The sequence below is a fragment of the Legionella bononiensis genome (assembly GCF_016786215.1).
Lineage (GTDB): Bacteria > Pseudomonadota > Gammaproteobacteria > Legionellales > Legionellaceae > Legionella > Legionella bononiensis.
In genome coordinates this window covers 319,145-345,258 of the sequence record NZ_JADOBG010000010.1, presented here as the reverse complement: position 1 = coordinate 345,258, position 26,114 = coordinate 319,145, and the positions used below count along the sequence as shown (strand labels likewise).

Genomic DNA, 26,114 nt, shown 5'->3' with positions numbered 1-26,114 from the left:
AAAATACAGTTCAGTCACGCCAAAAATTGAAACCCTTTTATAGGAAGTAGAAACCACTGTCAAGTTTCTTAACTCTAATATCCTATTTTAATCACTCTTCTCCAGGAATTTATCATCACCCGAACCGCAGAAGGGTGGATATCCAGAATGCATTAAATGAATAGAGACTCCTACCCCGTTAATCTTGATATATCATTAGTAAGCGCTACAAACATTAAGGCAACCAATAAGACCAGACCTAAATAGACTCCTATGGTTTTGACTCCATCAGACAGAGGCTTACGTCTAATGACTTCCAAGGCATAATACAACAAATGTCCACCATCCAGCATAGGTATTGGTAATAAATTTAAAGCACCTAAACTGATACTCACCAAGGCAAGAAAAAATAAATAGGATGCCAAACCACTTCTACCTGAACTTCCTGCGCCTTGAGCAATTCCAACTGGTCCACTAATACTGTTTAATCCCAAACGACCAGTAACAAGTCTACCCATCAAAGTAAAGGTAGTACCAGTGAGCTGGATGGTCTGATTAAAGGCAGTACCCAAAGCAGATATGGGTCCCTCCCTCTCCAGGCGTAACCAATGTGCTGGCCAGTCAACTTTTTGTGAACGAACACCAATGACTCCTTCAATCTTGTCCTTGTTTTTTTGACTTCCAGTAATTATGGTTATGTTCTGCTTTATTCCTTTTCTTTTTATTTGGAGAATTAATTGGGTATCAGGCCGCTCTCGTACATAGTCCACCAAATACATCCAATCATCAAATGCGTTACCATCGACACTTAAAATATCATCACCAACTTCCAGTCCTGCTTTTGCTGCAGGAGAATCAGGCACCACCTCACCAATCACAGGTGGGATAGTTGGAATAAATGGCTCTATTCCAAGACTGTCCAACGGATCAGGGACTTTATCATCCAGTTTCCAGTCAGTTAAAGGCAAACTGAGTTGACTTTGATGTCCATCTACTAAAGACTTGACCGTTATTTTAACTGTTTCATGAGAACCAATCAGCGGCATCATAGCGTATTGAAAATCTCGCCAGCTGTTTATCTTGGTGTCATTAAGTGCGATTATTTCCTGTTTAGGGCCAAGACCCGCTTTAGCGGCCAGACTACCTGGCTTGACGGAGTCAATCATAGGCGCCAGCGAATGCATTCCTATAACCAAAACCAACCATAAAGCAACAAACGCAAAAATAAAATTAAACATGGGGCCAGCCAGAACGATGGCAGTTCGCGCCCAGATTGGTTTGTTATTGAAAGCAAAAGGCTTATCCTGATCCGCTACTTCCCCCTCAGTTTCATCAAGCATTTTGACGTAGCCCCCAAGAGGAAACAGGGACCAGGCATATTCTGTACCTTTTTTATCATGCCATCTCGCAAGTACTGTTCCAAAACCGAATGAAAAACGTAATACTTTGACCCCGCACCACCGTGCTACCTGAAAATGACCATATTCATGTACTGTAACCAGTAATAATAAAGCCAGTATAAAATACACCAGAGTTAAAAGCATGTTGCCATCCAATGTTTAATCCAACCGGTAAACTAAATTCCAAGAGGGATAAATGTTAATCCAAAATAAAATAGAGGTAAGGCTGCTATTAAACTGTCCAGGCGATCCAGAATACCACCATGGCCAGGAATAATAGTCCCTGTATCTTTTAAATGACAACGCCGCTTTAAAATACTGATGAATAAATCACCAAAAATGGAAATGGTTACCGTTAATAAGGCCAAACCAAACCAGATTGTAATGGAATAAGGGATAAAATAATAAAATCCAACTCCTGCAACACCCATCGAAAGAAGGTATCCTCCAAACACACCTTCCCAGGACTTACCAGGACTAACCTGGGGAATTAACTTGTGTTTTCCCCATTGCTTTCCAGCAAGATAGGCACCAACATCAGAAGCCCAAATTAAAAACAGTAAATAAACAACCAGAGTTTTACCCTGGGGTAACTCATACACATGAATCAGGCTTTGAATAAATAAAGGCAACAGTATCAAGAGAACGCAACCAACAACAACAGGATATCCCCAATAACGCTGGGAATCAGGAAATCCAAGAATGGCAATACAATTGAGTACCCAAAGTAGCAAACCAATTGTTAACCAATAAGAAAACAAATAACCACATAACCATAAAGACAATAACATTAACAATAAAAAGCCAATCTGGAGCGCCAACATATTAATTGGAATAAGTTGCAGACTTTCTTTCCATGCGACAACAAAAACCAGCAGAATCACTCCGGCTAAAAACCAGGATGGCGCATAAAATAGCGTCATCAAGACCAAGGGAACTAAAATTAAAGAGGTGATTAAACGTTGCATGAACATATAGTTGCCCTTATTAAAAAGTCTAAATCTGACCAAAGCGTCTTTTGCGCTTACTAAAGGAATCCAAAGCTAATTCAAGCTCTTCAATATTAAAATCTGGCCAATGCACTTCAGTAAAATAAAGTTCGGTGTATGCTAACTGCCACAGAAAGAAATTACTAATCCTCAATTCCCCACTGGTACGAATAAAAAGGTCGGGTTCCGGTAAACCATCTGTATCCAGAAATTGTGCAAAATTAGACTCATTTATTTCATCCAGGGCAACTTGACCACTCATAACGGCCCGAGACATTTTTTTAGCCGCGGTTACTATATCCCATTTTCCACCGTAATTAACAACTACATTCAAAATTAATTGTTGATTATCTCGTGTTAATAACTCAGCTTCCCGCATTTCCTTTTGCAAAACAGGAGATAAAGGTTCTCTGTCTCCGGTAAACCGGATTCGTATTCCATGTTGATTTAATTCAGCCAGTTCCTTTCTTAAAGCCTCTACGAATAACTCCATAAGAAAATTCACTTCAGCAATGGGTCGCGACCAATTTTCAGAACTGAAAGCAAACAAACTAAGACAGCCAATTTTTTTTTCGAGACAGGATCTGATCATTTTCTTAACTGTCTCAACGCCAGCCTTATGCCCTTCTATTCGAGCTAAACCTCGGTTTTCAGCCCAGCGACCGTTGCCATCCATCACTATGGCAATGTGCTGAGGTAATTTATAATCCAAAACTACTCTTCCTACCATTCAAAATGGCACATAGTCTAACCTCTTTGAAGTAAAAGTTTAAGTGTTACCAAGAAATCAATTGACCTTATTGGTTAAAATCTTCATTATTATGTTCTGCAAATCCACGAAACGAGCAATCACTTCTCGTCATTAATGATAATCTTGGAGAACGGACTAATGACTTTTAGTGTTCTACGAAGAATTTGGCCTGTATTGCTCATTCTATTGTTATTATTTCTTCTCTACACGTTTAGAGTAAATCAATACCTAACTTTTTCATCATTACAATTACATCATCAAGAATTAATTTCATGGACCAATGAGAACTACCTGTCAGCAGTCGCAGTATTCATGATTATTTATATTCTCTGCGTCGCGGCTTCTTTTCCAGGAGCATTAATTCTCACATTGACCGGTGGTCTTTTATTTGGGTTATTTTGGGGCGCTTTGTTTGTAGTAATCAGTGCAACAATAGGTTCCATACTTATATTTTTAATTGTAAAATACGCATTTAGTGACTGGGTTGCACAAAAAACCTCTGGATGGGTAAATAAAATGCGACATGGATTTCAGCACAATGCATTTTCATATTTACTTGTTTTACGCCTGATGCCCATTTTTCCATTCTGGGTGGTCAACATCGTCCCCGCGTTACTTGGGGTTAAAGCCAGAACGTTTCTTCTTGCTACATTTCTCGGAATAATTCCCGGTACCGTGATTTATGCCTCTGTCGGTAACAGTCTGAATCATCTTTTTGAACAGGGACAAACACCCAATTTAAAAATTATTTTTTCCCCGGAAATTTTCGTCCCTCTTTTGGCTTTAGCTCTGCTCTCCTTAATGCCAATTTTCTACAAAAAAATTAAAGGTTCCTATGAACAAAGTAATTAACTGTGACCTGGCTATTATAGGTGCTGGAGCCGGAGGCCTGAGTTTGGCCGCTGGAACAGCACAATTAGGACTAAAGGTCGTTTTAGTAGAACAAGGAGCAATGGGAGGGGACTGTCTAAATTATGGTTGTATACCCTCAAAATCCCTTCTTGCAGCCGCTGAAGCACATTGGAATACCAACCATAATGAAGTGCTTGGAATCACTGGTTCTCAGGAGCCTGTCGATTTTACCCGGGTTATGGAACATGTCAGAGAGGTGATTGAAACGATTGCTGTACATGATTCAATAGAACGCTTTGAAGGGCTGGGGGTTCAGGTCATACAAGCCAGCGGCACGTTTATCGATGCCAAGACTCTAAAAGCAGGCTCACAGGAAATTAAAGCCAAACGTTATGTTATTGCTACTGGCTCATCAGCGACTATTCCACCCATACCCGGATTGGATAAGTGCCATTTCTATACTAATGAAACCATTTTTAATCTGACTCAATTGCCTCCACATTTATTAATCATAGGTGGCGGGCCAATTGGTTGTGAATTAGCACAAGCTTTTGCAATGCTCGGCTCAAAAGTAACAGTACTGGAACATTTTAACATATTAACTCATGACGATTCTGAGGCCGTTGAAGTAATTCGACAATCCCTGATCCAATTCGGCATTACTCTGTATGAACAGGTCGATATTGCAGAAATTGAATCCAATGAAGAGGGACAGACGATCATCCGTTGCAAAAAGAATAATGATGAGATGGTCATCTCTGGGACTCATTTACTTGTTGCCGCCGGCAGAAAACCCAATATCGAGCAATTGAATTGCGCATTAGCAAATATTCAAGTCAATTCTAAAGGTATTGTGGTCGATAATCGGCTTCGAACCAGTAACAAAAAAATATTTGCCATTGGAGATGTTACCGGATCGTTGCTGTTTACCCATATTGCTAACTATCATGCAGGAGTAGTACTTCAAAATATCGCATTTAAACTCCCGGTCAAAGTAACGGATAACGCGGTTCCATGGGTCACCTATACTTCTCCTGAATTAGCCCATGCTGGTAAAAGTGAATCAATATGCTCCTCCTTGGGCATAAAATATGAGCTGCTGAAAGTAGACTATTCAAGCAATGATAGAGCACAGACAAATAAGCAGACTAAGGGATTTATTAAAGTACTAGTAACCCCCAAAGGGATAATTCTAGGTGTAACTATAGTAGGTCATCAGGCTGGCGAATTATTACTGCCATGGGTCATCGCTATTAGAGAAGGCAAAACGTTAAGAACATTTACTGATACCATTATTGCCTATCCAACTTTAAGTGAACTAAGCAAACGTGTAGCAAGTCAATTTTATACGCCAAAATTGTTTTCTAAAAATGTTAAAAAACTGGTTAAATTTTTATCCTACTTTTAATGAGGGAGCAATGAAAAAATTTCCATATGCATCACGTACCTTGAAGTCTCTTTTAATAATCTGGAGCTTCATCTCAATCAGTTCATCCATTTACGCTGATTCTTCTGGAAGTTTTGCGCTATCAGAGCATTGGGCTATGGGACAACAGGTTAAACTGCGCTTTAATTTAACCCAGAATCCTGAAGCAGCAACTCCGCTGCATTTAAAAAACGGCTTAATCCTTTCTTTCGGCGATATCCTTAGTCTTGGTGATCTTTATGGAAGTATTGGCAAACCCATAAGTCATGGAATCACCAGAAAACAAAAACAGGCGTTATTTAGGGACGTGTATCAATCTTTTGCCAATAATTTTGCAGCAGTTAATGAAGTAAAAGAATTGAATTCAGTTATAAAAATGGAGATTCGTGAAATTGAATCAGGTATTAAACAAGGTGAAACAGCTGAAGCAATATACAAACGTATTGGCAATGAAATAGGCCGCCAAATCAATTGTATTACCGGAGGAGGCTGTACGAGCACCGGGTGGTGGTTGTATCCCGGTCGTTATTTACTGCTGGCAATGGAAAATTATGATCATTTTTCTCCCAATAACCTGATCGTCTATAAAATCGGACACCAGGTTGCATTACAACAGGCGCTAAAAGCAGGAAGAACGGGCAAGAGAACTGATTTGGAGCGTGCCTATGCCATGGACGCCTATGCCTGTCATTACCTGTCTGATCACTATGCTGCCGGACACATCCGTACACCAAGAGAAGAATTAAAAGATAAAGTCACACCAGCTGTCCTTGGATCCTTATTGGCCAATTACATGCATAATGAAGAAAATAAATTCGGTATCCATGTAACGAATAAATTGGGGGATCAATGGGTGGTCTATGGTGATTACTCCTATTTTAACCCCTTTAATCAAACCAATCAGCAAATGCTGCTAAGAGCTTTACAACAATCAGCCGATGAATTATTTGATGCCTATCAAACAGGAGTTCTTCCTGATAAATTTAGAGTTCTGGAACTAGTTCCTCATGCTCAACAAATAAATGATGAAAATAATGTGGATATAGTACCGATGTTTTATTGGGATGAACGAAGCAAACAACTATTCAGAAGAACTGATTTATCAAATCCTTATGACAAGCATTGGACTAGCAGTTGGTGGGGTTGGAGCACTTTATTGATATTAAAAAGTAACTATGGTGTTACCTCAACAATACAACTTAGTTTAATAAAATATTTATCTCAATATGCTCCTGAGGATCTCGAGCAAAATTCAGTTGTATGACCTGGAACCAGGATATCTATCTCCCAGCAAGAGCTATTTATGCTGGGAGCAAGGGATAAAAGCATCATTTATTGATTTTTTGAATAAACAATAATCACATAGCCCAACAAAAGAACTATACTCTATTAAAGTCGACTGTAAATTATGGAATAAGTCATATTTAAGGAGAGGGTTATGAGTTCATCCAGGTTGAATTACCCCATTTCTCGTGCGGTTATCTTCGCGATTGGGTTATTTGCTTCAATGATTTGTTTTGGAGATCATTTCGGTGGTGGATTTCATACGAATATAGGCAATGGGGGATGGAATCATCCAGATTATAACTATCATAATGATGATATAAACGTGGGTAATTATCATCCAGGAAATGGCTGGGTTGCTCCTGTATATGTTGCCCCAACTTATGTCGCCCCAACGTATATAATTAACAATTCGAATGATGACGATGACTCTGATTGTCAAACCGTACAACAATGCGATTCAGATGGTAATTGCGTTCAATCACAGAGCTGTGATTAGTCAAAGCGCTCATGAGCCTTTAAATTAACCTGTAATAACACTGTTATTACGGGAACCACGATCTGCTCATGTCTTTAAATTCACGACAGTATCATTTTATATACAATTGAGTAATTCATGGGTTTGCCAGTATCTTCTCATCAACTGGTCAATAAACTATGATCAATTCTTTCAACTATATACCTCTTTAATTACCAAAGGTATAATCTTTTTATTGTCATTTAACTGCTTGCTTCAGGATTTAACTCATGTCCAAAAATGCTCCCCTGGTACTCATGATTCTCGATGGATGGGGCTACAACTCAAGTGATAAGCATAATGCCATTGCTTCAGCTCATACACCTCAATGGGATAAATGGTGGCAAAATTGCCCACATATACTTCTGCAGGCCTCTGGTGAACCAGTGGGGCTTCCTGATAAGCAAATGGGTAACTCTGAAGTTGGGCATATGCATATAGGTGCCGGCAGAGTTATCCAACAAGATTTCACCAGAATTAATAAAGCCATACAAAATGGTGAATTTGCTGATAATCCGGTTTTTAATCAGGCGATTAATATGTTAAACCAAACGGGTAAGTCGCTACATATCATGGGATTATTTTCTCCGGGTGGAGTCCATAGCCATGAGCGCCATTTATTTGCATTACTGAAACTATGCCACGCTAAAAAATTCAGTTCAGTGTATTTGCATCTATTCCTTGATGGCAGAGACACACCACCGCAAAGCGCTCTGGACAGTTTGCATCGATTAAATAAGGAACTTGAAACACATCCCGGAATCACTATCAGTTCAATCACTGGTCGTTATTATGCAATGGATAGAGACAAGCGTTGGGAACGTGTAGAACCGGTATATAATTTACTCACTCTGGGGCAAAGCACTCATCATTTTGATGATGCAGAATCGGCTATTCAGCATTTTTATCACAATGAACTTTCAGATGAATTTATTCCTCCAACGCTAATTGGAACACCGAAAGCAATAGAAGACGGTGATGCTGTTCTATTCTTTAATTTTCGCGCGGACAGAGCACGACAATTAACTTCTGCTTTTATTGATCAGTCATTTTCCGGGTTTAATAGAACAACTTGCCCCAAACTATCCTACTTTATCAGTATGACTCAATACGATAAAAATCTGTCGACAATTCCTGCTTTTCCACCTATTCCCTTAAATAATACTTTGGGAGAAATTATCGCCCTCCAAGGGTTAAAACAATTACGAATTGCGGAAACTGAAAAATACGCTCATGTCACATTTTTCTTCAATGGTGGCAGTGAACATGTATTTGCCAATGAAGAGCGAATTTTAATTCCCTCTCCCAAAGTTGCGACTTATGATTTACAGCCAGAAATGAGTGCCCCCGAACTCACCAATATCCTGGTAGATGCCATAAATCAACAAAAATATGATGTGATTATCTGTAATTATGCCAATGCGGATATGGTGGGGCATAGTGGAGATTTTAATGCTACAGTTCGTGCCATAGAATGCCTTGATCAGTGCATGAAACGTGTTTGGGACGCACTGAATATACAGGGTGGAACGTTATTAATTACTTCTGATCATGGTAATGCTGAAGAAATGTTCGATGACACAACCCACCAAGCCCATACAGCTCATACCAGTGAACCCGTACCCTTTCTTTGCGTTGGAGGAGATTGGCATTTTACTCAAACCGAAGGCAGCTTAATTGATATCGCACCAACACTTCTTTCAATAATAGGTATTACACCACCGAAAGAGATGACCGGCCATATCTTACTGGAAAAAAGCCATGCCCACGCGTAGTAACCAGTATTCTCTAAAATTTACATTCCTGAGCGGCATTGCTTTGGGAATGTTAATTAATTTTGGTCTTGCGGCAAAACCAGGCCCCTCCCCTGTCGCTCAGACGCAAACCAAATTAAAACAACTGGACGCACAGATTAATAACCTGAGACAAACACTGGCCACAGCTCATGACAAACGCGGGATTTTAGATAAGGAACTTTCCGGTACTGAAAAGCAAATTGGAGAAGGAATACATAAACTTCGCTCAATTCAATACGATATTAAATCCAAAGAACAAAAAATTGCCGAATTACATGCCAAAGCCGAACAATTGAATCAACAATTAGCCACACAACAGCAATTACTGGCAAGCCATGTACGAGCCCGATATCAGATGGGAGAATATCAACCTCTGAAATGGATACTCAACCAGGATGACCCTTACAAAATAAGTCGAATTCTGACTTATTATCAATATATTATAAAATCCCGGCAAGAATTGATCGATAAAATAGACGAAACTCGTATCAATCTAAGCGAGAATAAAGATAAATTACATAACGAATTAGCCGAAAATCAAAAATTGCAAAATGAATTGTCGCAACATCAACAGCAGCTGGAACAAAACAAACGGTACCATACCACCTTAATACAATCTCTCAATAATGAGATTCAGAACAAACAACATGACTTACAGGAATTTCAGAAAGATAAGGCCAATTTATCACGTCTACTTAAGTCATTATCTCAACAAAGTGTTGTTCAAAGCAGCAAACCCTTCGTTCAAATGCGCAGAAAATTGCCGCTACCGGTACAAAATGTACAAAGATCCTTACGCAGAATGAATCAAGGGGTGACATTTTTTGCCGATGAAGGAGCGGTAGTTACTGCCGTTTATCCCGGAAAAGTAGTGTTCAGTGACTGGTTAAAGGGTTATGGTTTACTACTGATTATTGATCATGGCCAAGGCTTTATGACGCTTTATGCCCATAATCAATCGCTGTTCAAACACAAAGGACAAACAGTCCGTCAAAACGAGCAAATTGCCAGTGTAGGACATAGCGGTGGAATTAAGCAAAACGGTCTATACTTTGAGATAAGACTAAGAGGAAAAGCGGTGCCCCCGCTCGACTGGCTGTCTTAGGTTTCGCGCCTGGCATTTAAATTGCATTTCAATATTTAATAAAAACAAAAGAAGGCGGCTGATTTTATGGCCTTGCATCCTAGGAGATCGCTATGGTTATCAAGAAAATTCTTCCCAGTACAGTAGCATTATTATTTGCACTTGCACTGATGCTCCCATTAACTGCATTTACAGCCGATGAGACAGATACAAATAATACTAATACGAAACGAATCCCATTGGAAGACGTTCAACGATTTTCTAATGCGATTGGAGAAATTAAAAAATACTACGTCAAACCAATTGACGATAAAGAACTCTTTGATAATGCCATTCGAGGCATGCTCTCCGGATTGGATCCCCACTCAAGTTATCTTAATGAAGAAGAGTTTAAAGAGCTTCAAACCTCAACCAGTGGTGAATTTGGTGGATTAGGTATCGAAGTGACAATGGAAGATGGAGTAGTAAAAGTGATCACGCCTCTGGTAGATACTCCCGCCTTTAAAGCAGGAATAAAATCCGGAGACTACATTATTAAATTAGGCAAAGAATCTGTTCAGGGCCTGACTTTAAAAGATGCTGTTAATCTGATGAGAGGCAAAGCAGGCACTACAATTGAATTAACCGTATTACGTAAAGGAGTCAGTAAACCACTCACTTTTGACCTGATTCGAGAAGTGATTCAGATTAAAAGCGTAAAAAGTAAAATGTTAAGTGATGGATATGGTTACATTCGATTAACTCAATTCCAGGCTTTAACCGGTAAAGACATGCTGCAGGCAATTGAGCAGTTAAAACAACAATCAAATGGGAAATTAAAAGGCTTGGTACTGGATCTTAGAAATAACCCGGGGGGATTACTGGATTCAGCCATCCAGGTCTCTGATGCGTTCCTGGGTAATGACAAATCCGGCAAGCAAGAACTGATAGTTTATACTGAAGGACGCTTACCAGGATCTAAATTTACCGCCTTGGCTAATCCTGGTGATGTATTGGATAATGCTCCGATTGTAGTTCTAATAAATAATGGTTCCGCTTCAGCTTCAGAAATTGTCGCTGGTGCTCTGAAAGACAATAAGAGAGCCATAATTCTTGGAACAAAGAGTTTTGGTAAAGGGTCTGTACAAACTGTATTACCTCTGGATGGTAAGACTGGGATTAAGTTAACTACAGCTTTGTACTACACTCCATCAGGTACCTCCATTCAAGCTAAAGGTATTATTCCAGATATCGTCGTAGAAGAAATGGATGTTCCTAAAAACTCCGTAAAAAAATCTGATGCTACTGGATTTAGTGAAGCGGATCTGAGTGGACACTTGATAAATAAAAATAATCCTGAAGATACCAATGCTAAAAATGAAGCTAAAGCTGAAGATTTGATTCACGAAGATTACCAGCTTTATGCAGCATTAACGGTACTGGAAGGTATGGCATTAGCTAACCGATAATACAAACCTGAACAATCTCTCTGGTGGGCATCGTTGCGAAAGCGACATGCCCATCAGTCTTTTTATAGAAAACAATCAATTAAACAGTTAATACGTGGCCATCTTTTATGGTTTTAATCTCAGACTTGGTAAACAGAACACCATTTTTATCTAAATTAAATGGCCCCATTACTCCGGTTCCTTTAGCCAGTATATGAATTTGGTTGGCAACTTCCTTACTGGAAAAGGCGTGTTTGGTTTTCAGCACCATGGTTACGCTCTGATTCAGAATATGAAATACATCAAAAGCATATCCGGCTTCGGTTACAGGATAATTTAAGTATTGCGCCTTAAATTGTTGAATAAATTCAGGTTTCATTTCATGAGTATCAATATACCATTGTCCATCAAATACTTTCATCACCTGAGGAGTGACCCTTCCAATAATACTGGTTATGGGCTTATTAACATGAGCATTGCTCATTTCTGACTGAATAAGTTCGATGTCCTCTGGGGAAGCCATAATAAAATACATATCAGGCTTTTTATCTTCCATTTTATGGATTAACCGGGAAACATCCTTTACTCCAGGTTCTATCTGTTCATAAGCAGCAATTTTGATTGCAGAATGAATCTGTAACTGTTTCATCACACTTTGAGTCAAAACCATTGAAGATGGTTGTTTCGAAGTAATAATCCCGATTTGGCCTACTTTTTTACGTTGGAGTTCTTCAACTAAGACTGCCGCTTGTTCGTATGCGGGACTCCAAGCGAGAAAATTATTCTTGCCATCGGCAATTGCAGGATCATTAGCCAGGCTGAAATGAAGAATATTATTTTTCCTTGCAAGAGGAGCAACTAATAAACCATTCTCAGAACCTTCTGTCATTAAGACATTAATGTGATGTGCCGTAATAAATTTTTGGAGCGTTTGAGCTACATCACTCTGATTCGGAAGTTCATCCAGGGTATAAAACGTATAATTAATTCGAGAGGATTTTAATTGATCACGTCCCATTTCCATAGCAGCCAGGATATTTCTGCCTATAAAAGCAGATTGATTAGCAAAAGGGGCATAGATGCCTACATTAATGTCAACTCTGGTTGTATCTTTCAGATGAGGAGTTCGGACAGCGGCTTGTATGAATCCACCTCCAATGATAGATAATATTAAAGTGCAGTAGATAAACCCGGTTTTCAACATTATATTAGGCATATTCATCGTCAATGGTTATGAATCGTAAAAATTATTCTGCTATGAATACGTAATAAATACAATGATTATTCATAATTAGCCTAAGAACTCTATAACCATGATTCCAATAGAAATACTAATGAAGCCCTATGGAATTCAGCCGATTTATGCGATAATTCAGGATTAGATGATAACCAATAGTCCATTATGAACCTTAATAAAGCACTTTCACTATTCTTCAGTTTTTTATTCCTATCTCCTCTTCATGCACAAGTTAATGATTATTTTACTAAGATAAAAACAGATCCAAATGCACTCTATGCATTTTTTAAAAATATGCCCAAAGGAGGCGAGTTACACTATCATCTTGCTGGAGGCCCTTATCCAGAAACCATGTTATCAATCGCGTCAAATGGCAAATACTGTATTGATTTATCCAGTTTTTCAGTAAATAAAACACCTCTTCATTGTGATGGCATCCACATAAAAGACCTGGTTAATAAACCAGAACTCTATGCCTCTATTATCCGGGATTGGTCATTAAAAGACTTCATTCCTGGAAAAGAAACAGCACATGATCATTTTTTCAATGGGTTCATGAAGTATATGCCCATCATCTTTGATTACAGGCCGCAATTAATTGCTGATGTCATTCGAAGGGCCGCGCAACAACAAGAACAGTATCTGGAAGTAATGGATATTACTGACAATGCCAATTCTTTGCGTTTTGGAGAATTGATCAAAAACACGGAACATTACGACCAAAAGAAAAAAATCCTGTTAGAAAATAAGGAATTTAAAAATAATATAGATCACACTATTTTTGAAAGTGATCGAATGCTCAATGATGCTTATAGTGAGCTGGGTTGTCGAACCAAACCGGATACAGAGGTATGTAACGTAAAAATCAAAATCCTGTACTACGTACTTCGTGAACAACCAATAGATAATGTTTTTGCCCAGGCATTAAATGCCTTTGAAGCAGTCAGCCATTCAAAAGGTAATTTGGCAGGCGTTAATTTGGTCCAACCAGAAGATGGCATTATTTCTTTGCGTGACTATCACAAACAAATGCAAATCTTTAACTATCTGCATACCCAATACCCCAACGTCAACATTACCTTGCACGCCGGAGAACTGGCTCCAGAGGCAGTTCCTCCTGAAGATTTAAGGTTCCATATTCATGATGCTCTGATTACCGGACATGCGCAAAGAATTGGTCACGGTGTTGATATCGGGTATGAAAGTAATGCAGAAGAAACAGTACAATACATGGCAGAACATCATTTACCTGTTGAAATCAATCTTATCAGCAATCAGAAATTACTTAATGTTTCAGGCCGTAATCATCCTCTTAATTATTATCTGAACCACCACGTTCCAGTAGTATTATCAACTGACGATGAAGGAGTTTTGAGAACGGACTTAACTCGACAATATGTAGAGGCGGTTCTTGGCCATGGTCTAGACTATCAAACTCTTAAACAAATTAATCGCAATACACTGACCTACGCGTTTCTTCCAGGAAAGAGCATTTGGATTAATGCGGATACATCTGAACCTGTAGCCGAATGTCAGGATCTCAACAGTCAAAGCTGCCACAATTTTATTGATCACAGTGAAAAAGCAAAATTACAATGGAAGCTGGAACAAAAATTAATGGCATTTGAGAAGAATTATTAATATTCCTGCACGGTATACTCAGCAAACCCGTATTGAAGACTGAATTGATACGGGTTTAAAGTTCTGCAATTATCTAACCAGTTCCAATAACGATTCAAGTAGTAAGTTTCTGAATTAACAGGATATGTTAGCAATTCATCAAAACATTCACATCATATCGAATCATTGATACTCTTAGTGTAAGTATAAAGCTACTTCAGGATCCCAATAAACATGCTAATTAGTTCTATAGATCAGTTTTTACAATCCAGTGCTTTTGCCGTCATTGGGGCATCCTCAGATCGCGCCAAGTATGGTAATAAAGTATTACGCTGTTATCTTCAACATGGGAAAAAGGTATATCCGGTAAATCCGCATGAACAACAAATTGAAGGATTGACGGTAGTACCTAATTTGAGTGATCTGCCTGATGATGTGATGAGTATTTCCATAATAACACCACCAAAAATTACAGAAGTGAGTGTTAATGAAGCCATTAAAAAAGGAATAAAAAATATTTGGATGCAACCCGGAGCTGAGAGTGAACTGGCTATTCGTACCTGTGAAATGAATGACATTAATGTTATTGCTAAAGGCCCCTGTATTTTGGTGGTATTGGGATATAAAGAATAACTTGGACAACTCGTTGAATAGTAATTAAAAATTTAGCCTGAAATCAATAAAATCATCCAGGCTAGAAATAACTACTAAACAGAAAAAGGGTCGCGTAAAATGATGGTTGAATCTCTTTCGGGTCCTGTAGATAACATATCGATTGGAACCCCTAATAGCTCTTCTATTCTCTTTAAATAGGCTATGGCATTAGGAGGAAGATCACTCATCACAGTAACATCAGCTGTCGTTTCCTGCCATCCGGGCATTTCCTCATACACCGGAACTAGCCCTTCAAAATCATCAGCAGCTTGTGGTGGGCGGGATAACACATTGCCGTTACTGTCTTTATAATTTACAGCAATTCGAAGCACTTCCAAACCATCGAGAACATCCAATTTCGTAATACACAATCCGGTAATACTGTTTAATTCTATTGAACGTCTTAATAACACCGCATCAAACCAGCCGCATCGTCTTGGTCTTCCGGTCACTGCTCCAAATTCCTGACCACGCTCAGCAATCCTCTTCCCTACTTCATCAACAAGCTCTGTTGGAAAAGGCCCTCCACCCACACGAGTTGTGTAAGCCTTGGTAATACCTAATACGTAATCGAGATATCTGGGGCCAAATCCGGCGCCATTAATGACCGACCCAACACAGGTATTTGAAGAAGTAACAAAAGGATAAGTCCCATGATCGATATCGAGATATACTCCCTGGGCTCCTTCAAATAAAATATTATCACCCTGTTCTCTATGTTCATGCAGACAGGCTGACACATCACAGACCATAGAACGCAGTTCCTCAGCCCAGTGCATGGCGTCATCCAGTATCGGCTGTAGCTCAACTGGGGGTTGTTTATAATATTCCGTCAAAACAAAATTATGATAGTCCAGCAAGCTCGTTAACTTTTGAGTAAATCGCTCAGGATGAAATAAATCACTTACTTTAATGGCGCGCCGGGCTATTTTATCTTCATAAGCAGGACCTATACCCCGCCCTGTAGTACCGATTGCTGAATTTCCCATGTGTATTTCACGGGCTTTATCCAAAGCAACATGGCAAGGAAGAATCAATGGACAGGCCATACTGATTCGCAAGCGTTCGCGTACATTAATGCCTTTCTGTTCAAGTTCATTAATTTCCGATAGTAAAGCCTGCGGAGAGAGCACTACTCCATTGGCAATATAACAGGTTACATGAGGTCTGAGCATGCCTGAAGGTATTAAACGGAGTACGGTTTTCACTCCATTAATTTTCAAAGTATGGCCAGCATTGTGACCGCCTTGATAACGGACAACCACTTGTGCATCCTGTGTCAACAAATCGACAATTTTACCTTTGCCTTCATCGCCCCACTGTGTACCTAAAACAACAACATTCTTACCCATGATCCACTCTTTGTCTGCAAAAGCTGATTGATCTTGAACCCGATTTCAGCAAAATCGGACATTATAATTAATTTTTGGTAGCTACACCATCATTTTTTGGCATAGCGTGCTTAAAGTAATCAAAAAACGAACTACTTTGATCCAAAACTAAAATATCTTTTTTATTATTAAAACTGCCTTCATAGGCAAGTAAACTTCGATATAGAGCAAAAAACTCTTTATTTTGACCGTAAGCCTTGGCATATATAGTTGCAGCTTCTGCTTGTCCAATTGCTCGGGTCCGTTGGGCATTACTTTTGGTTTTTGCAAGTAAGACCATTACATTGGCATCAGCTTTAGCTTGAATTTCCTCGGCGGCAGCCTGTCCATCGGCTCTATGTCTATTGGCAATTTTCTGCATGTCAGCACGCATACGTTGATAAATTGCGTTACTGGTGTTGGCAGGAAGCTCTATGCCTTTAATACGGACATCTACTACATTGATACCCAATTCACCCGCTTGTTTCTCAGCCGCCTTACGCAGTAATTCCATTACGTCGTCACGACCACCAGAAACTGCATCAGAAATAGTACGTTTACCAAATTGTGCGCGTAATAAGGTATTCAATTGTTGTTCTAACAACGTTTCAGCCTTAAATTCATTACCCCCTGTGGATTTAAAATATTGTGCTAAATCAGCGATCTGCCATTTAACATAATAATCAACCATCACATCCTTTTTTTCTTTAGTCACTATTCGAGTAGATTTGATATCCATAGTCTGTATACGTGTATCAAAAATCCGAACGCTTTCTATAAACGGAGTTTTAAAATGAAGACCCGGATTCAGGACTTTAACTTTATCTGTCTGATTATCCTTGACCAGCCGACCTAATCGCAGAATAATCCCCTGCTGACCCTGAGTCACAGTAAACACGCTAGTTAACAATAAAACTAAAATTAAAAAGATTAAGATACCAACGGTTGTCTTGGCAGCATTCATGATTAATCCCTCCCTTGACTGTAAGTAGGTCTGGTGAGATCTCGTCCAGCAAGTATTAGACTGTCTTCATCACTACCACTGTTCGCAGAACTGACTTTGTTCTTCATAGTATTGGTTTGGGCATTATTTTGATTACCGATGATTTTATCTAAAGGCAAATAGAGTAAATTACCCGCTTTATTATCGACAATGATTTTCGTGCTTTTGTTCAATACCTTTTGCATGGTCTCAAGATACATGCGCTCTGACATGATTTGAGGTGATGCAACATATTGAGGAAGTAAAGCTAAAAATTCCGCCACCTCACCCTGCGCACGTAGAACAACTTGTTTTGAATAGGCCTGGGCTTCCTGTTCAATACGACTGGCATTACCCTCTGCTATAGGAATCACCTTTGCAGCATAAGCATAGGCCTGTTCTTTAAATCGTTTTTCATCTTCCTGAGCTTTAATAGCATCATCAAAAGCATCCTGAACACTTTCTGGCGCGCGAGCCGGTTGAGGGGATACGTTAACAATTGAAATACCTGGCTTATAAATATCCAGGGTTTTCACCAGAGTATCCTGCACGCTATTACCCCAAATTTCACGACCTTCTGTGATAATCTGATCAAGAGTAGTCGTACCAACCACCTGTCTTAAAGCACTGGATGTGGCTTGTTGCAAACTTTCTTCAGGATTTGCAACATTAAACAAATACTGCTGTAAATCGCTAATGCGGTATTGTACAGCCAAAGATACTGCTACCAGATTTTCATCGCGGGTCAACATCTGAGCTGAGTATGAATAATCGAGAACTCGGTCAACATTCATTACAATTTTGGATGAAATAATTCTTGGAATCCAATGAGGTCCAGGACCTACGGTCTCAACATATTTACCAAATCGCAAAATGACCGCTTGTTCTGCTGGATCAACAATAAATATTCCAGAAAGAACCCATAGAATAAAAGCAATCAAAACGACTATCATCGCCAATAAACCACCGCTTGACCCACCTGATGATTGATTTTCTGATTGACCATTACCCCCAAAAAAGGTTTTCTTCAATTTTTCGTGAATACGTTTTAAAGCCTCATCAAGATCAGGAGGCTGATTTTTACCCTTCCATGGATCCTTGCCCTTTTCTGGCTCATTCCACCCCATGTACTACTCCTAGCATTTTCAAAGAAAGCTAGAATTCTATGGGGTATATCAAGTTTAAGCAAGTAGATACTGTTTCAAGACTCATTATTTAAGTTCCGCGGTAGGTTGCGCCATGCGAGGAGCCTGGCATGGCGACACCAATCAACTTATTTTAAGCGAAGTCTGTTCCTGCGATAAACTATCTATATCCTCAAGCGCTTCAAATTTTGGAAACATTTCATTATAGATGATTCCAGTCCTGCTTTTAGGATAGGTTTTGGAATAACGTTCAACGGTTCCCCAATCACTGCGCCCTTCAGCTATCATCCATCGCATAGTACTCCAGCAATTGGGTACAAGTTGATTGTCATAAGCTAGTTTATATCGTCTTACGAATTCGGCATATAATTTAAGTGGATCCTGTTCTGACGACAAATTAGCATTTGCAGCAGTTTGCAAGGGCTCATGGGATCCCTGTGAGACCAAAGTGTTACTGTATTTTCTAATGACCAGGTCTTCAACCAAAAAGGCTGCTGAACAAGGGCTACCCAAAAGATGACGAATCGAACTCCCCCAGGAATGATCAGCGTACACAATATAATGCAAGGCACTTTCTGTAAGGTGACATCGATTTACGAAAGGATCGACAAGGTCAGGTTTGTTCTCCAGATAACTGTGAACAGCTTTCAATAAGGTAACACGATTATTACGGAGTAGAGTACGCATGGATTCATTACGTGGAGGTTCAGCACCATGACATAATAAAACGGCCACGCCCCTTATAGCATCTGCCTTCCCTTCATTGTTAGCGATACGTACGCATAACTCTTCAATAGCAGTATGGCCTGTTTTTTTGTCTCCAAAATAATGATTATTTTCGGCATTAAGATTAAGTTTCTCGACTGGAAATTCCATCAGTGCTTCCAATGCATTGATTTTACCCAAACGTGAAGCCAAGAGGACTGGAGTATCTTTCATCACCCCCATGGGGTTTGCAAGATGTGCACCTTCCTGAGCTAATAATCGAACGCCATCAGCATAATCCAGAACTACGGCCTGGTGAAGTGGTTGAAATTTCACATGAGCATTTGACCTGTTTGTTACTGAATGAATATTAGGCTCCTTGATCAGAATATTCATAAGCAACTCAGGATTTTTAGTATCTATTGCCAATGAAAGCAAAGTACGTCCTTCAGAATCCCGTTTATTGATATCAAACACATATGATTTTAACTGAGAAGCAAATTCTTTGGCTTTTTCTCTCAGAATATTGAGTGCACTGATTACATTTAAAGCAATATAGTCAACTAGTGAACAATTGATTTTATCGGCTTGTAATAAATGAAGCGCTAATTGAATTTTTCCTGATGCAATTGCCTGATGTAAAGGCTCACCAACATTCACATTGCTGGACAACTCCAAAACCACATCCATTTTATCCATCAGATTTGTTGAAGGCTCAGCCAGTTTAGTGTCTTTTACGGTTTCCTGATGCTGTTCAATCAAATAATTTAAAACAGTCATTTGTGAACCATTGGGTAACCAAAAGAGTCGGTCTAAATATTCCTTATCATGTTGTAATTTACGATTGATAAAGGCTCTGAACTCATCCAGTTTCAAGCCGGCTGCTTTATTCATTTCGTCTATAAAATCCATATTGTACATCCCTCTCTAGATTGCTTCTTATGATTCACACTGCGGATACCAATATTACACAATGGACAATTGAAGTTCAAACAGGACTTACGATAAAATATCAATCATTTTGTTAAAAGTAATGTTCACCTCAAACCTGACGTAGTTATTAAGTCCTATCACCAATATCAACTCGTTTTAATTTTGTCTACAACATCCTGAGTCAAGTTCTCTGCGATTAGTGTCATCAACTTCACCGCATTATCATAATCTCTTTTATCAAACACACCAGCGTGTTGATGAGCGTAACGTATAGGAATACCTATATTTACAGCAGGGACACCAGTACCCGAAGCCTGTATTTTTGCACCATCTTCACCGTATCCAGGCTCTACTTCAAGCTGTAAGGGAATATTATTCTTATTGGCAAGTTCAATAACCCATTCAAGCAATTCCTGATTAGGTATCATTGAATGATCGTAGACAAATACACTGGGGCCTTTTCCTAAAAATATACGGCTTTTACGTTCTGCAAGAAGAGCAGGATAATCATCAGCTATACCTACCTCAATGTTAATGGCTACATCAGGATGCGTTGCTTTATATACAGTACTGGCACCACGTAGCCCGATTTCTTCCTGCACCGTTGCCGCAACATACAATTGATTGGGCTGTTGTTTCTGTTTCATTAATTCCAGCGCATCGCTGATTGAAGCAAGACCGATACGATCATCCAGCGCTTTAGCTAAAAATCGATTGTTGCTTAATTGACTGAACTCACTAACTGGAGTTACTTCAAGCCCAGGACGCATTCCAAATTCTTTTTGCGCCTGCTCCTGGTTCTCTGCTCCTATATCCAAAAACAAAAAATTCATATCAGGTGAACCAAGCATTTTTTTATCACCTAACAGATGAGGTGAGTCCATACCTGAATAAGCTAAAACAGGACCTTTCGCAGTGGTTACTGTCCAGCGTTGAGCGTAAATAACGGAGTTGGCGATACCACCTAATGGCACTACTTTTAAAAATCCCTCTGGAGTAATGGATTCAATCATAAAGCCGGTTTCATCCAGATGAGCCATAAATAATAATTTAGGCCCTTGCTGGTTGTTTTTACGTCCTATTAAATTACCCATGCCATCAACCTTTAAATCAGTTAATAAAGGTTGCCAGTTCTTTTGCATCACCTGTCGTATCGGTTTTTCAAAACCTGAAGCCCCAGCCATTTCAGTAAGGCTGGCCAAGAGTGGCATTTCAGACGCGGCATTTAATGTCAACGATGCCGACAATGTGCTGATTAATACAATTTTTCCAAGCATTTTTACATCCCTATAGTTTATTAAAGATCAAATCCCATACTCCATGGCCTAAACGCTCACCTCGTAATTCAAATTTCGTAAGTGGTCGAGACTCAGGTTTTGGTGAATATCCCCCTTTGACTTGCTGATTTATTAATGTGGGCTCCGCGGATAAGACTTCTAACATGTGTTCGGCATACTCCATCCAGTCTGTGGCACAGTGTATGAACCCGCCTTTCTTGATTTTTTTGGCCAGTAGCTGAATAAACTCCGGCTGAATCAACCGTCGTTTATGATGGCGCTTTTTATGCCAGGGATCTGGAAAGAAAATTTGTACTCCTGCTAAAGAATCATCTTTTAACTGAGTCTGAAATACTTCTACAGCATCATGAGCCATAATCCGGACATTTGACAATTGATGATCATGCAAATCAGCGACCAGACTGCCTACACCTGCTTTATGAACTTCGATACCCAGATAATTTATCTGAGGATTATTTTTTGCCATGGTTAATAAAGAAGTACCCATGCCAAAACCAATCTCGACAACTGTATCCGCATTTCGATGGAATTCTTGTGTTAAATCCAAAAAATCGTTGCCAATAGGTAATTCATAATCTTTAAGCCATAAATCCAATCCTTGTTGCTGGCGATTACTCACGCGTCCTGCACGCAGGACATAACTTTTAATCTTACGATGCATCTCTAAAACTCAATTTAAAAGCCCCGAATTATACTGATTTTGTTTAAAACTTCTACCAAGCTTCCTCATTCAACGTTTTTTTGATAAATTAGACCAAGCGATTGCTCCGTTCACTATAAAAGTTCGCTATAATCTTTTGAGTTAAAATAAAAAGAATCGTTTTTAAGAACCAAGCAAACCCTACTTATTACCTTGAAGATCGGGTTTAATTAGCATAGTGAAGTAAAAATTATTGCAATATTGGAGTTTTTTTGTTATAAAACCGCTCTTGTATTTCACATCCGGCTATTTTGTTTAACGAAAGCCCCGAATTTTACAAAGACGATCACAATATAGAACCTATTTGGAGTAACAGAATGTCTAGAGTATGTCAGGTAACTGGCAAGCGACCCATGACTGGTAACAAAGTGTCGCACGCTAACAATAAAACTAAAAGACGCTTTCTGCCCAACATTCAGAACCACAAGTTCTGGGTTGAAGAAGAAAATCGATTTGTCTCATTAAGACTGAGTACTAAAGGTATGCGTATTATTGACAAATTAGGTATTAAAGCAGTTCTGGATGAAATCAGAGCTAAAGGCGAGAAAGTATAATTCAAGGGGATAAGCCATGGCAGCTGTTACTGTAAAAGTTAAAATGGAATCCACAGCAGGAACTGGATACTATAAAACAACAACGAAGAACCCACGTAACCATCCTGAAAAGATGGAGCTTATGATGTACGATCCCAAAGTACGTAAGCACGTGCTCTTTAAAGAGAAAAAAGTAAAATAATTGCTTTAGCCCCATATTTTTTGGGGCATGCTTCCTTCGTCATTTATTAAAATAAATCCAACCTGTATCATTTAGTAATTAACCTGTTCATTTAGTTAATAAAATTAAACCATTAATCTTCTTATCTTCAAATTAAGCCCGGCAAATACTGGATAATCCTTACGGATCGTTTAAACTGATAGTTAATAGCAGTGAAAACAAAGAGGATTTGCATGAAACCGTCATTGCAACTTAGTATTGGTCAACATCTCACACTAACACCACAGCTACAGCAAGCAATAAGACTGTTACAACTATCAACAATAGACTTACAACAGGAGATTCAACTGGTTGTTGAATCAAATCCTATGTTGGAAGCAACCCCTGTTGAAGAAAAGGAAGAACCCCGCCAGAATGCTTCGGAACAACAAAATAGCGATGAATTTGCTGATTTTCAATGGTCCCAACTTTATAACAATTTAAATAAACGTAATAATTTTGATGACAACGATTATAATTTTGATAACTTGCATTGCACTACAACCAATTTACAGGATCATTTGCGTTGGCAACTCGATCTCTCTCCTATGAGTGATATCGACAGAGTCATAGCAACAACGATTATTGATGCGATTAATGACGATGGATTCCTCACTATGTCCATTAATGACATATATGCCAGCTTGAATAGTGAAGATTGTCCTCTTGATTTAGATGAAATTGAAGCCGTGAGACACAGAATTCAACTGTTTGATCCCGTTGGTTGTGCTACAACCGGTTTGTCAGAAACACTATTAGTTCAACTGGAACAATTGCCTTTAGATACAGGCTACTTAACTATAGCGAAAAAAATTCTGGTAGATGACATCGATTTGCTTGGACAGCATAATTACCGGCAATTGATGAAGAAATATCATATAAATGAAAAAATTGTCGATGAGATTCTGCAAATTATTCACCGATTAAATCCCAAACCCGGCAATTTAATTCATCAGGACATCACTGAATATATTATCCCTGACCTAATTGTTAAAAAAGTAGATAATGAGTGGAAAGTCATTCTCAACCAAACGGTTTTGCCGCATTTAAGTATTAACAATCAATATGCCGCATTAATTCAAAGAGCGGATAACAGTGTTGATAACCAATATTTAAAAAATAATTTACAAGAAGCCCGCTGGTTTTTAAAAAGCATACAAAGCCGTCAGGAAACATTACTGAAAGTCGCTACGTGTATCGTGGAGTACCAAAAGGGTTTTCTTGAATTTGGTGACGAAGCCATGAAACCATTAATTTTAAATGATGTGGCCGCTGCTCTGGATATGCATGAATCAACAATATCTCGAGTGACGACTCAAAAATTTATGCACACCCCTCGAGGTGTGTTCGAGCTCAAATATTTTTTCTCCAGTCATGTAAACACTGATGCTGGAGGAGAATGTTCCTCAACTGCGATACGCGCCATTATTAAAAAATTAATTTTAGCGGAGAATAGGAAAAAACCCTTAAGTGATAGTAAAATTGCTGAGTTAATTGCTGAGCAAGGTATTCAGGTCGCAAGACGGACTGTTGCAAAATATCGCGAAGCCATGGGGATAGCCCCATCCAATGAACGAAAAGTTATTCGTAGTTAATTAATTATTCAACTGAAGGAGAGCCTTATGCAAATCAACATCACTGGACATCGATTGGATGTTACTCCTGCACTCAGAGCATTCACCGAAGAAAAATTCGAACGGCTTGAGCGTCATTTTGATCACATCACTGCTATCAATGTGGTATTTGATGTCGAGAAGCTAAGACAAATTGCTGAAGCGACTATTTTAGTAACCAAAGGCGAAGTACATGCAAGTTCCGAATCTGAAGACATGTATGCTGCTATTGATACTCTTGTTGATAAACTGAATCGACAACTTGTAAAACACAAAGAAAAAATACTGGGTCTTAGAGATCACAGAGAGTAAATGTTCAATTCCAACCAGGATATCATCGCTGTTTCGTGCGGTGATGATGTCCTAATGGTACTTCAATTACACCAATATCATTCTTTTAGTCCGCAGAAGGGTGATTTTAGCCAGTCTAATCTATACCTGACGCCTGAGTCATGATACATTGTAGGCGCTATGATAAAGACTAAAATTACTATAATTAACAGATTAGGTTTACATGCCAGAGCTTCGGCGAAATTTGTCTCAACTGCGGCAAGATTCCAAAGCCATATCGATGTAACCAAAGATTCGCAGACCGTTAATGGAAAAAGCATTATGGGTGTGATGATGCTCGCCGCCAATAAAGGGAGTGAGTTGACGCTTGAAATAGATGGACCTGATGAGTCCGCCATGAATGATGCTCTAGTCCAGTTAATCAATAACTATTTTGGTGAGGGCGAATAACTGGACTACTGAAGACCAGTTATTTACTACCAGAGCGTCTTTGCTTCCTCATTTTTTGTACGTATATCAAAGTCAAAACAGGCCCTGATAAAGCATAAATACTAAATCCGGCAAACAATACAATAGACGGATTCAATGCTATAGCTACAAAGAGTATGATCAAAACCAACACATATAAAAAGGGAACTTTCCCCTTAAAATCCACCTCTTTAAAACTATAATAACGTAAGTTACTCACCATGAGCACTGAAGCAAATAGAGAGAAAACTGCAGTTAAAACCGATATAAATAAATTCTGCCATTCATTTTGATAACAAATCCAGGCAAAAGAAGCCATCACTGCAGCAGCAGGAGGACAGGGAAGCCCCTGAAAATAACGCTTATCAGCTGTTTCTAGCTGGGTATTAAAACGAGCCAGACGTAATGCAACGGCAGCAGTGTAAACAAAGGCAACAAGCCATCCAAACTTGCCAAGTTGACTTAAAGTTAAATTATAAAGCATCAATGAAGGCGCTACGCCAAAAGTCACCATATCGGATAAACTGTCATACTGAGCACCGAACTCTGTTTGCGTGTTTGTTAAGCGAGCAATGCGTCCATCTAGTCCATCGGCTATCATACCAATAAACATTGCAATAACCGCAGCTTCATATTGTCCCTTCATTGAGGAGACTAAGGAGTAAAATGCTGCAAATAAGCTGGCAGTGGTTAATATATTTGGCAACAAATAAATCCCAGAATGACTTTCTTTTTTCATTCGCACTCAAACCTCATTAATATCAAAATCATGGACATGCTATCATAAAAGGAACAAAAACTACTATTGAAAACCTTTTTTAAACCTTTAATGAAAATAAA

25 protein-coding genes are annotated in these 26,114 nt (G+C 39.1%); 14 read left to right on the top strand and 11 right to left on the bottom strand.

The features are described from left to right. Positions 1–170: 170 nt before the first annotated feature. The 3 genes from rseP to uppS are packed head-to-tail and all read right to left on the bottom strand — an operon-like array spanning position 171 to position 3,080. Positions 171–1,523, bottom strand: coding sequence for an RIP metalloprotease RseP (rseP, locus tag IZU94_RS06800; RefSeq protein WP_203109231.1), 1,353 nt, complete (start codon positions 1,521–1,523; stop codon positions 171–173). Between the two features lie 32 nt (positions 1,524–1,555). Next, positions 1,556–2,353 carry a phosphatidate cytidylyltransferase gene (locus tag IZU94_RS06795; RefSeq protein WP_203109229.1) on the bottom strand — a complete coding sequence of 266 codons (798 nt, stop codon included), beginning with the start codon at positions 2,351–2,353 and terminating at the stop codon, positions 1,556–1,558. 22 nt (positions 2,354–2,375) lie between these two features. Next, positions 2,376–3,080, bottom strand: coding sequence for a polyprenyl diphosphate synthase (uppS, locus tag IZU94_RS06790; RefSeq protein WP_203109227.1), 705 nt, complete (start codon positions 3,078–3,080; stop codon positions 2,376–2,378). A 177-nt stretch (positions 3,081–3,257) separates the two neighbouring features. On the opposite strand from uppS, the gene IZU94_RS18185 reads away from it, so the two are divergent. The 7 genes from IZU94_RS18185 (at position 3,258) to IZU94_RS06760 (ending at position 11,526) form a co-directional block, all read left to right on the top strand. Continuing rightward, a complete protein-coding gene (locus tag IZU94_RS18185; RefSeq protein WP_238400363.1) occupies positions 3,258–3,971 on the top strand; it encodes a TVP38/TMEM64 family protein in 714 nt (237 codons plus the stop codon). After that, complete coding sequence (locus IZU94_RS06785; protein WP_238400364.1) at positions 3,955–5,379, top strand: dihydrolipoyl dehydrogenase family protein; 1,425 nt, start codon at positions 3,955–3,957, stop codon at positions 5,377–5,379. The genes IZU94_RS18185 and IZU94_RS06785 overlap by 17 nt, the downstream gene beginning before the upstream one ends. 10 nt (positions 5,380–5,389) lie before the next feature. Then, positions 5,390–6,661, top strand: coding sequence for a phospholipase (locus IZU94_RS06780; RefSeq protein WP_203109225.1), 1,272 nt, complete (start codon positions 5,390–5,392; stop codon positions 6,659–6,661). 174 nt (positions 6,662–6,835) lie between these two features. Continuing rightward, on the top strand, positions 6,836–7,180 hold the full coding sequence (locus IZU94_RS06775) for a hypothetical protein (RefSeq protein WP_203109223.1): 345 nt from the start codon (positions 6,836–6,838) through the stop codon (positions 7,178–7,180). A 248-nt stretch (positions 7,181–7,428) separates the two neighbouring features. Beyond that, the gene (gene gpmI / locus IZU94_RS06770) at positions 7,429–8,973 is read left to right on the top strand and encodes a 2,3-bisphosphoglycerate-independent phosphoglycerate mutase (RefSeq protein WP_203109221.1); all 1,545 of its coding nucleotides are present in this window, start codon (positions 7,429–7,431) and stop codon (positions 8,971–8,973) included. Beyond that, on the top strand, positions 8,960–10,099 hold the full coding sequence (locus IZU94_RS06765; RefSeq protein WP_203109219.1) for a murein hydrolase activator EnvC family protein: 1,140 nt from the start codon (positions 8,960–8,962) through the stop codon (positions 10,097–10,099). The genes gpmI and IZU94_RS06765 overlap by 14 nt, the downstream gene beginning before the upstream one ends. A gap of 92 nt (positions 10,100–10,191) precedes the next feature. Further along, positions 10,192–11,526, top strand: a complete 1,335-nt coding sequence (locus IZU94_RS06760) for a S41 family peptidase (protein WP_203109217.1) — start codon at positions 10,192–10,194, stop codon at positions 11,524–11,526. A 79-nt stretch (positions 11,527–11,605) separates the two neighbouring features. Here the strand turns inward: IZU94_RS06760 and IZU94_RS06755 are convergent, their stop codons facing one another. After that, positions 11,606–12,721 (bottom strand): ABC transporter substrate-binding protein, encoded by a 1,116-nt coding sequence (locus IZU94_RS06755; RefSeq protein WP_238400365.1) that lies wholly within the window; start codon positions 12,719–12,721, stop codon positions 11,606–11,608. Positions 12,722–12,907: 186 nt separating this feature from the next. Here IZU94_RS06755 and IZU94_RS06750 point away from each other — a divergent pair, with 186 nt between their 5' ends. Next, entirely contained in the window at positions 12,908–14,383 is a 1,476-nt protein-coding gene (locus tag IZU94_RS06750) for an adenosine deaminase family protein (protein ID WP_203109215.1), read from the top strand. A 213-nt stretch (positions 14,384–14,596) separates the two neighbouring features. Further along, positions 14,597–14,995, top strand: a complete 399-nt coding sequence (locus IZU94_RS06745; protein WP_203109213.1) for a CoA-binding protein — start codon at positions 14,597–14,599, stop codon at positions 14,993–14,995. Between the two features lie 74 nt (positions 14,996–15,069). On the opposite strand, the gene IZU94_RS06740 is transcribed toward IZU94_RS06745, so the two are convergent. From IZU94_RS06740 to trmB, 6 genes are all read right to left on the bottom strand, one after another. Beyond that, complete coding sequence (locus IZU94_RS06740) at positions 15,070–16,368, bottom strand: adenylosuccinate synthase (protein WP_203109211.1); 1,299 nt, start codon at positions 16,366–16,368, stop codon at positions 15,070–15,072. A 67-nt stretch (positions 16,369–16,435) separates the two neighbouring features. Next, entirely contained in the window at positions 16,436–17,350 is a 915-nt protein-coding gene (hflC, locus tag IZU94_RS06735) for a protease modulator HflC (RefSeq protein ID WP_203109209.1), read from the bottom strand. Between the two features lie 2 nt (positions 17,351–17,352). After that, on the bottom strand, positions 17,353–18,495 hold the full coding sequence (gene hflK / locus IZU94_RS06730; RefSeq protein WP_203109207.1) for an FtsH protease activity modulator HflK: 1,143 nt from the start codon (positions 18,493–18,495) through the stop codon (positions 17,353–17,355). Positions 18,496–18,636: 141 nt separating this feature from the next. Continuing rightward, positions 18,637–20,130 carry a Dot/Icm T4SS effector AnkC/LegA12 gene (ankC, locus tag IZU94_RS06725; RefSeq protein WP_203109205.1) on the bottom strand — a complete coding sequence of 498 codons (1,494 nt, stop codon included), beginning with the start codon at positions 20,128–20,130 and terminating at the stop codon, positions 18,637–18,639. Between the two features lie 167 nt (positions 20,131–20,297). Continuing rightward, the gene (locus IZU94_RS06720; protein ID WP_203109203.1) at positions 20,298–21,428 is read right to left on the bottom strand and encodes a M42 family metallopeptidase; all 1,131 of its coding nucleotides are present in this window, start codon (positions 21,426–21,428) and stop codon (positions 20,298–20,300) included. A 10-nt stretch (positions 21,429–21,438) separates the two neighbouring features. Continuing rightward, positions 21,439–22,110 carry a tRNA (guanosine(46)-N7)-methyltransferase TrmB gene (gene trmB / locus IZU94_RS06715; RefSeq protein ID WP_203109201.1) on the bottom strand — a complete coding sequence of 224 codons (672 nt, stop codon included), beginning with the start codon at positions 22,108–22,110 and terminating at the stop codon, positions 21,439–21,441. Between the two features lie 356 nt (positions 22,111–22,466). On the opposite strand from trmB, the gene rpmB reads away from it, so the two are divergent. From rpmB to IZU94_RS06690, 5 genes are all read left to right on the top strand, one after another. Further along, positions 22,467–22,703: a 50S ribosomal protein L28 gene (gene rpmB / locus IZU94_RS06710; RefSeq protein WP_203109199.1), complete on the top strand. Its 237-nt coding sequence runs from the start codon at positions 22,467–22,469 to the stop codon at positions 22,701–22,703. 16 nt (positions 22,704–22,719) lie between these two features. After that, on the top strand, positions 22,720–22,884 hold the full coding sequence (rpmG, locus tag IZU94_RS06705; RefSeq protein ID WP_006872450.1) for a 50S ribosomal protein L33: 165 nt from the start codon (positions 22,720–22,722) through the stop codon (positions 22,882–22,884). 212 nt (positions 22,885–23,096) lie between these two features. Next, on the top strand, positions 23,097–24,497 hold the full coding sequence (locus IZU94_RS06700; protein WP_203109197.1) for an RNA polymerase factor sigma-54: 1,401 nt from the start codon (positions 23,097–23,099) through the stop codon (positions 24,495–24,497). Between the two features lie 27 nt (positions 24,498–24,524). Next, positions 24,525–24,827: a ribosome hibernation-promoting factor, HPF/YfiA family gene (hpf, locus tag IZU94_RS06695; RefSeq protein WP_203109195.1), complete on the top strand. Its 303-nt coding sequence runs from the start codon at positions 24,525–24,527 to the stop codon at positions 24,825–24,827. Between the two features lie 159 nt (positions 24,828–24,986). Beyond that, a complete protein-coding gene (locus IZU94_RS06690; protein ID WP_058472419.1) occupies positions 24,987–25,256 on the top strand; it encodes an HPr family phosphocarrier protein in 270 nt (89 codons plus the stop codon). Between the two features lie 19 nt (positions 25,257–25,275). Here the strand turns inward: IZU94_RS06690 and pssA are convergent, their stop codons facing one another. Beyond that, positions 25,276–26,013, bottom strand: coding sequence for a CDP-diacylglycerol--serine O-phosphatidyltransferase (gene pssA, locus IZU94_RS06685; protein WP_203109193.1), 738 nt, complete (start codon positions 26,011–26,013; stop codon positions 25,276–25,278). Positions 26,014–26,114: the final 101 nt, after the last annotated feature.

Coding starts and splice junctions, on each gene's coding strand:
- IZU94_RS06700 (WP_203109197.1), top strand. CDS start 23,097: ATGAAACCGTCATTGCAACTTAGTATTGGTCAACATCTCACACTAACA.
- gpmI (WP_203109221.1), top strand. CDS start 7,429: ATGTCCAAAAATGCTCCCCTGGTACTCATGATTCTCGATGGATGGGGC.
- IZU94_RS06775 (WP_203109223.1), top strand. CDS start 6,836: ATGAGTTCATCCAGGTTGAATTACCCCATTTCTCGTGCGGTTATCTTC.
- IZU94_RS06765 (WP_203109219.1), top strand. CDS start 8,960: ATGCCCACGCGTAGTAACCAGTATTCTCTAAAATTTACATTCCTGAGC.
- hflC (WP_203109209.1), bottom strand. CDS start 17,350: ATGAATGCTGCCAAGACAACCGTTGGTATCTTAATCTTTTTAATTTTA.
- IZU94_RS06785 (WP_238400364.1), top strand. CDS start 3,955: ATGAACAAAGTAATTAACTGTGACCTGGCTATTATAGGTGCTGGAGCC.
- hflK (WP_203109207.1), bottom strand. CDS start 18,495: ATGGGGTGGAATGAGCCAGAAAAGGGCAAGGATCCATGGAAGGGTAAA.
- hpf (WP_203109195.1), top strand. CDS start 24,525: ATGCAAATCAACATCACTGGACATCGATTGGATGTTACTCCTGCACTC.
- IZU94_RS06745 (WP_203109213.1), top strand. CDS start 14,597: ATGCTAATTAGTTCTATAGATCAGTTTTTACAATCCAGTGCTTTTGCC.
- trmB (WP_203109201.1), bottom strand. CDS start 22,110: ATGCATCGTAAGATTAAAAGTTATGTCCTGCGTGCAGGACGCGTGAGT.
- ankC (WP_203109205.1), bottom strand. CDS start 20,130: ATGGATTTTATAGACGAAATGAATAAAGCAGCCGGCTTGAAACTGGAT.
- IZU94_RS06795 (WP_203109229.1), bottom strand. CDS start 2,353: ATGTTCATGCAACGTTTAATCACCTCTTTAATTTTAGTTCCCTTGGTC.
- IZU94_RS06740 (WP_203109211.1), bottom strand. CDS start 16,368: ATGGGTAAGAATGTTGTTGTTTTAGGTACACAGTGGGGCGATGAAGGC.
- pssA (WP_203109193.1), bottom strand. CDS start 26,013: ATGAAAAAAGAAAGTCATTCTGGGATTTATTTGTTGCCAAATATATTA.
- IZU94_RS06755 (WP_238400365.1), bottom strand. CDS start 12,721: ATGCCTAATATAATGTTGAAAACCGGGTTTATCTACTGCACTTTAATA.
- IZU94_RS06750 (WP_203109215.1), top strand. CDS start 12,908: ATGAACCTTAATAAAGCACTTTCACTATTCTTCAGTTTTTTATTCCTA.
- IZU94_RS06760 (WP_203109217.1), top strand. CDS start 10,192: ATGGTTATCAAGAAAATTCTTCCCAGTACAGTAGCATTATTATTTGCA.
- rpmB (WP_203109199.1), top strand. CDS start 22,467: ATGTCTAGAGTATGTCAGGTAACTGGCAAGCGACCCATGACTGGTAAC.
- rpmG (WP_006872450.1), top strand. CDS start 22,720: ATGGCAGCTGTTACTGTAAAAGTTAAAATGGAATCCACAGCAGGAACT.
- rseP (WP_203109231.1), bottom strand. CDS start 1,523: ATGCTTTTAACTCTGGTGTATTTTATACTGGCTTTATTATTACTGGTT.
- IZU94_RS06690 (WP_058472419.1), top strand. CDS start 24,987: ATGATAAAGACTAAAATTACTATAATTAACAGATTAGGTTTACATGCC.
- IZU94_RS18185 (WP_238400363.1), top strand. CDS start 3,258: ATGACTTTTAGTGTTCTACGAAGAATTTGGCCTGTATTGCTCATTCTA.
- IZU94_RS06780 (WP_203109225.1), top strand. CDS start 5,390: ATGAAAAAATTTCCATATGCATCACGTACCTTGAAGTCTCTTTTAATA.
- IZU94_RS06720 (WP_203109203.1), bottom strand. CDS start 21,428: ATGCTTGGAAAAATTGTATTAATCAGCACATTGTCGGCATCGTTGACA.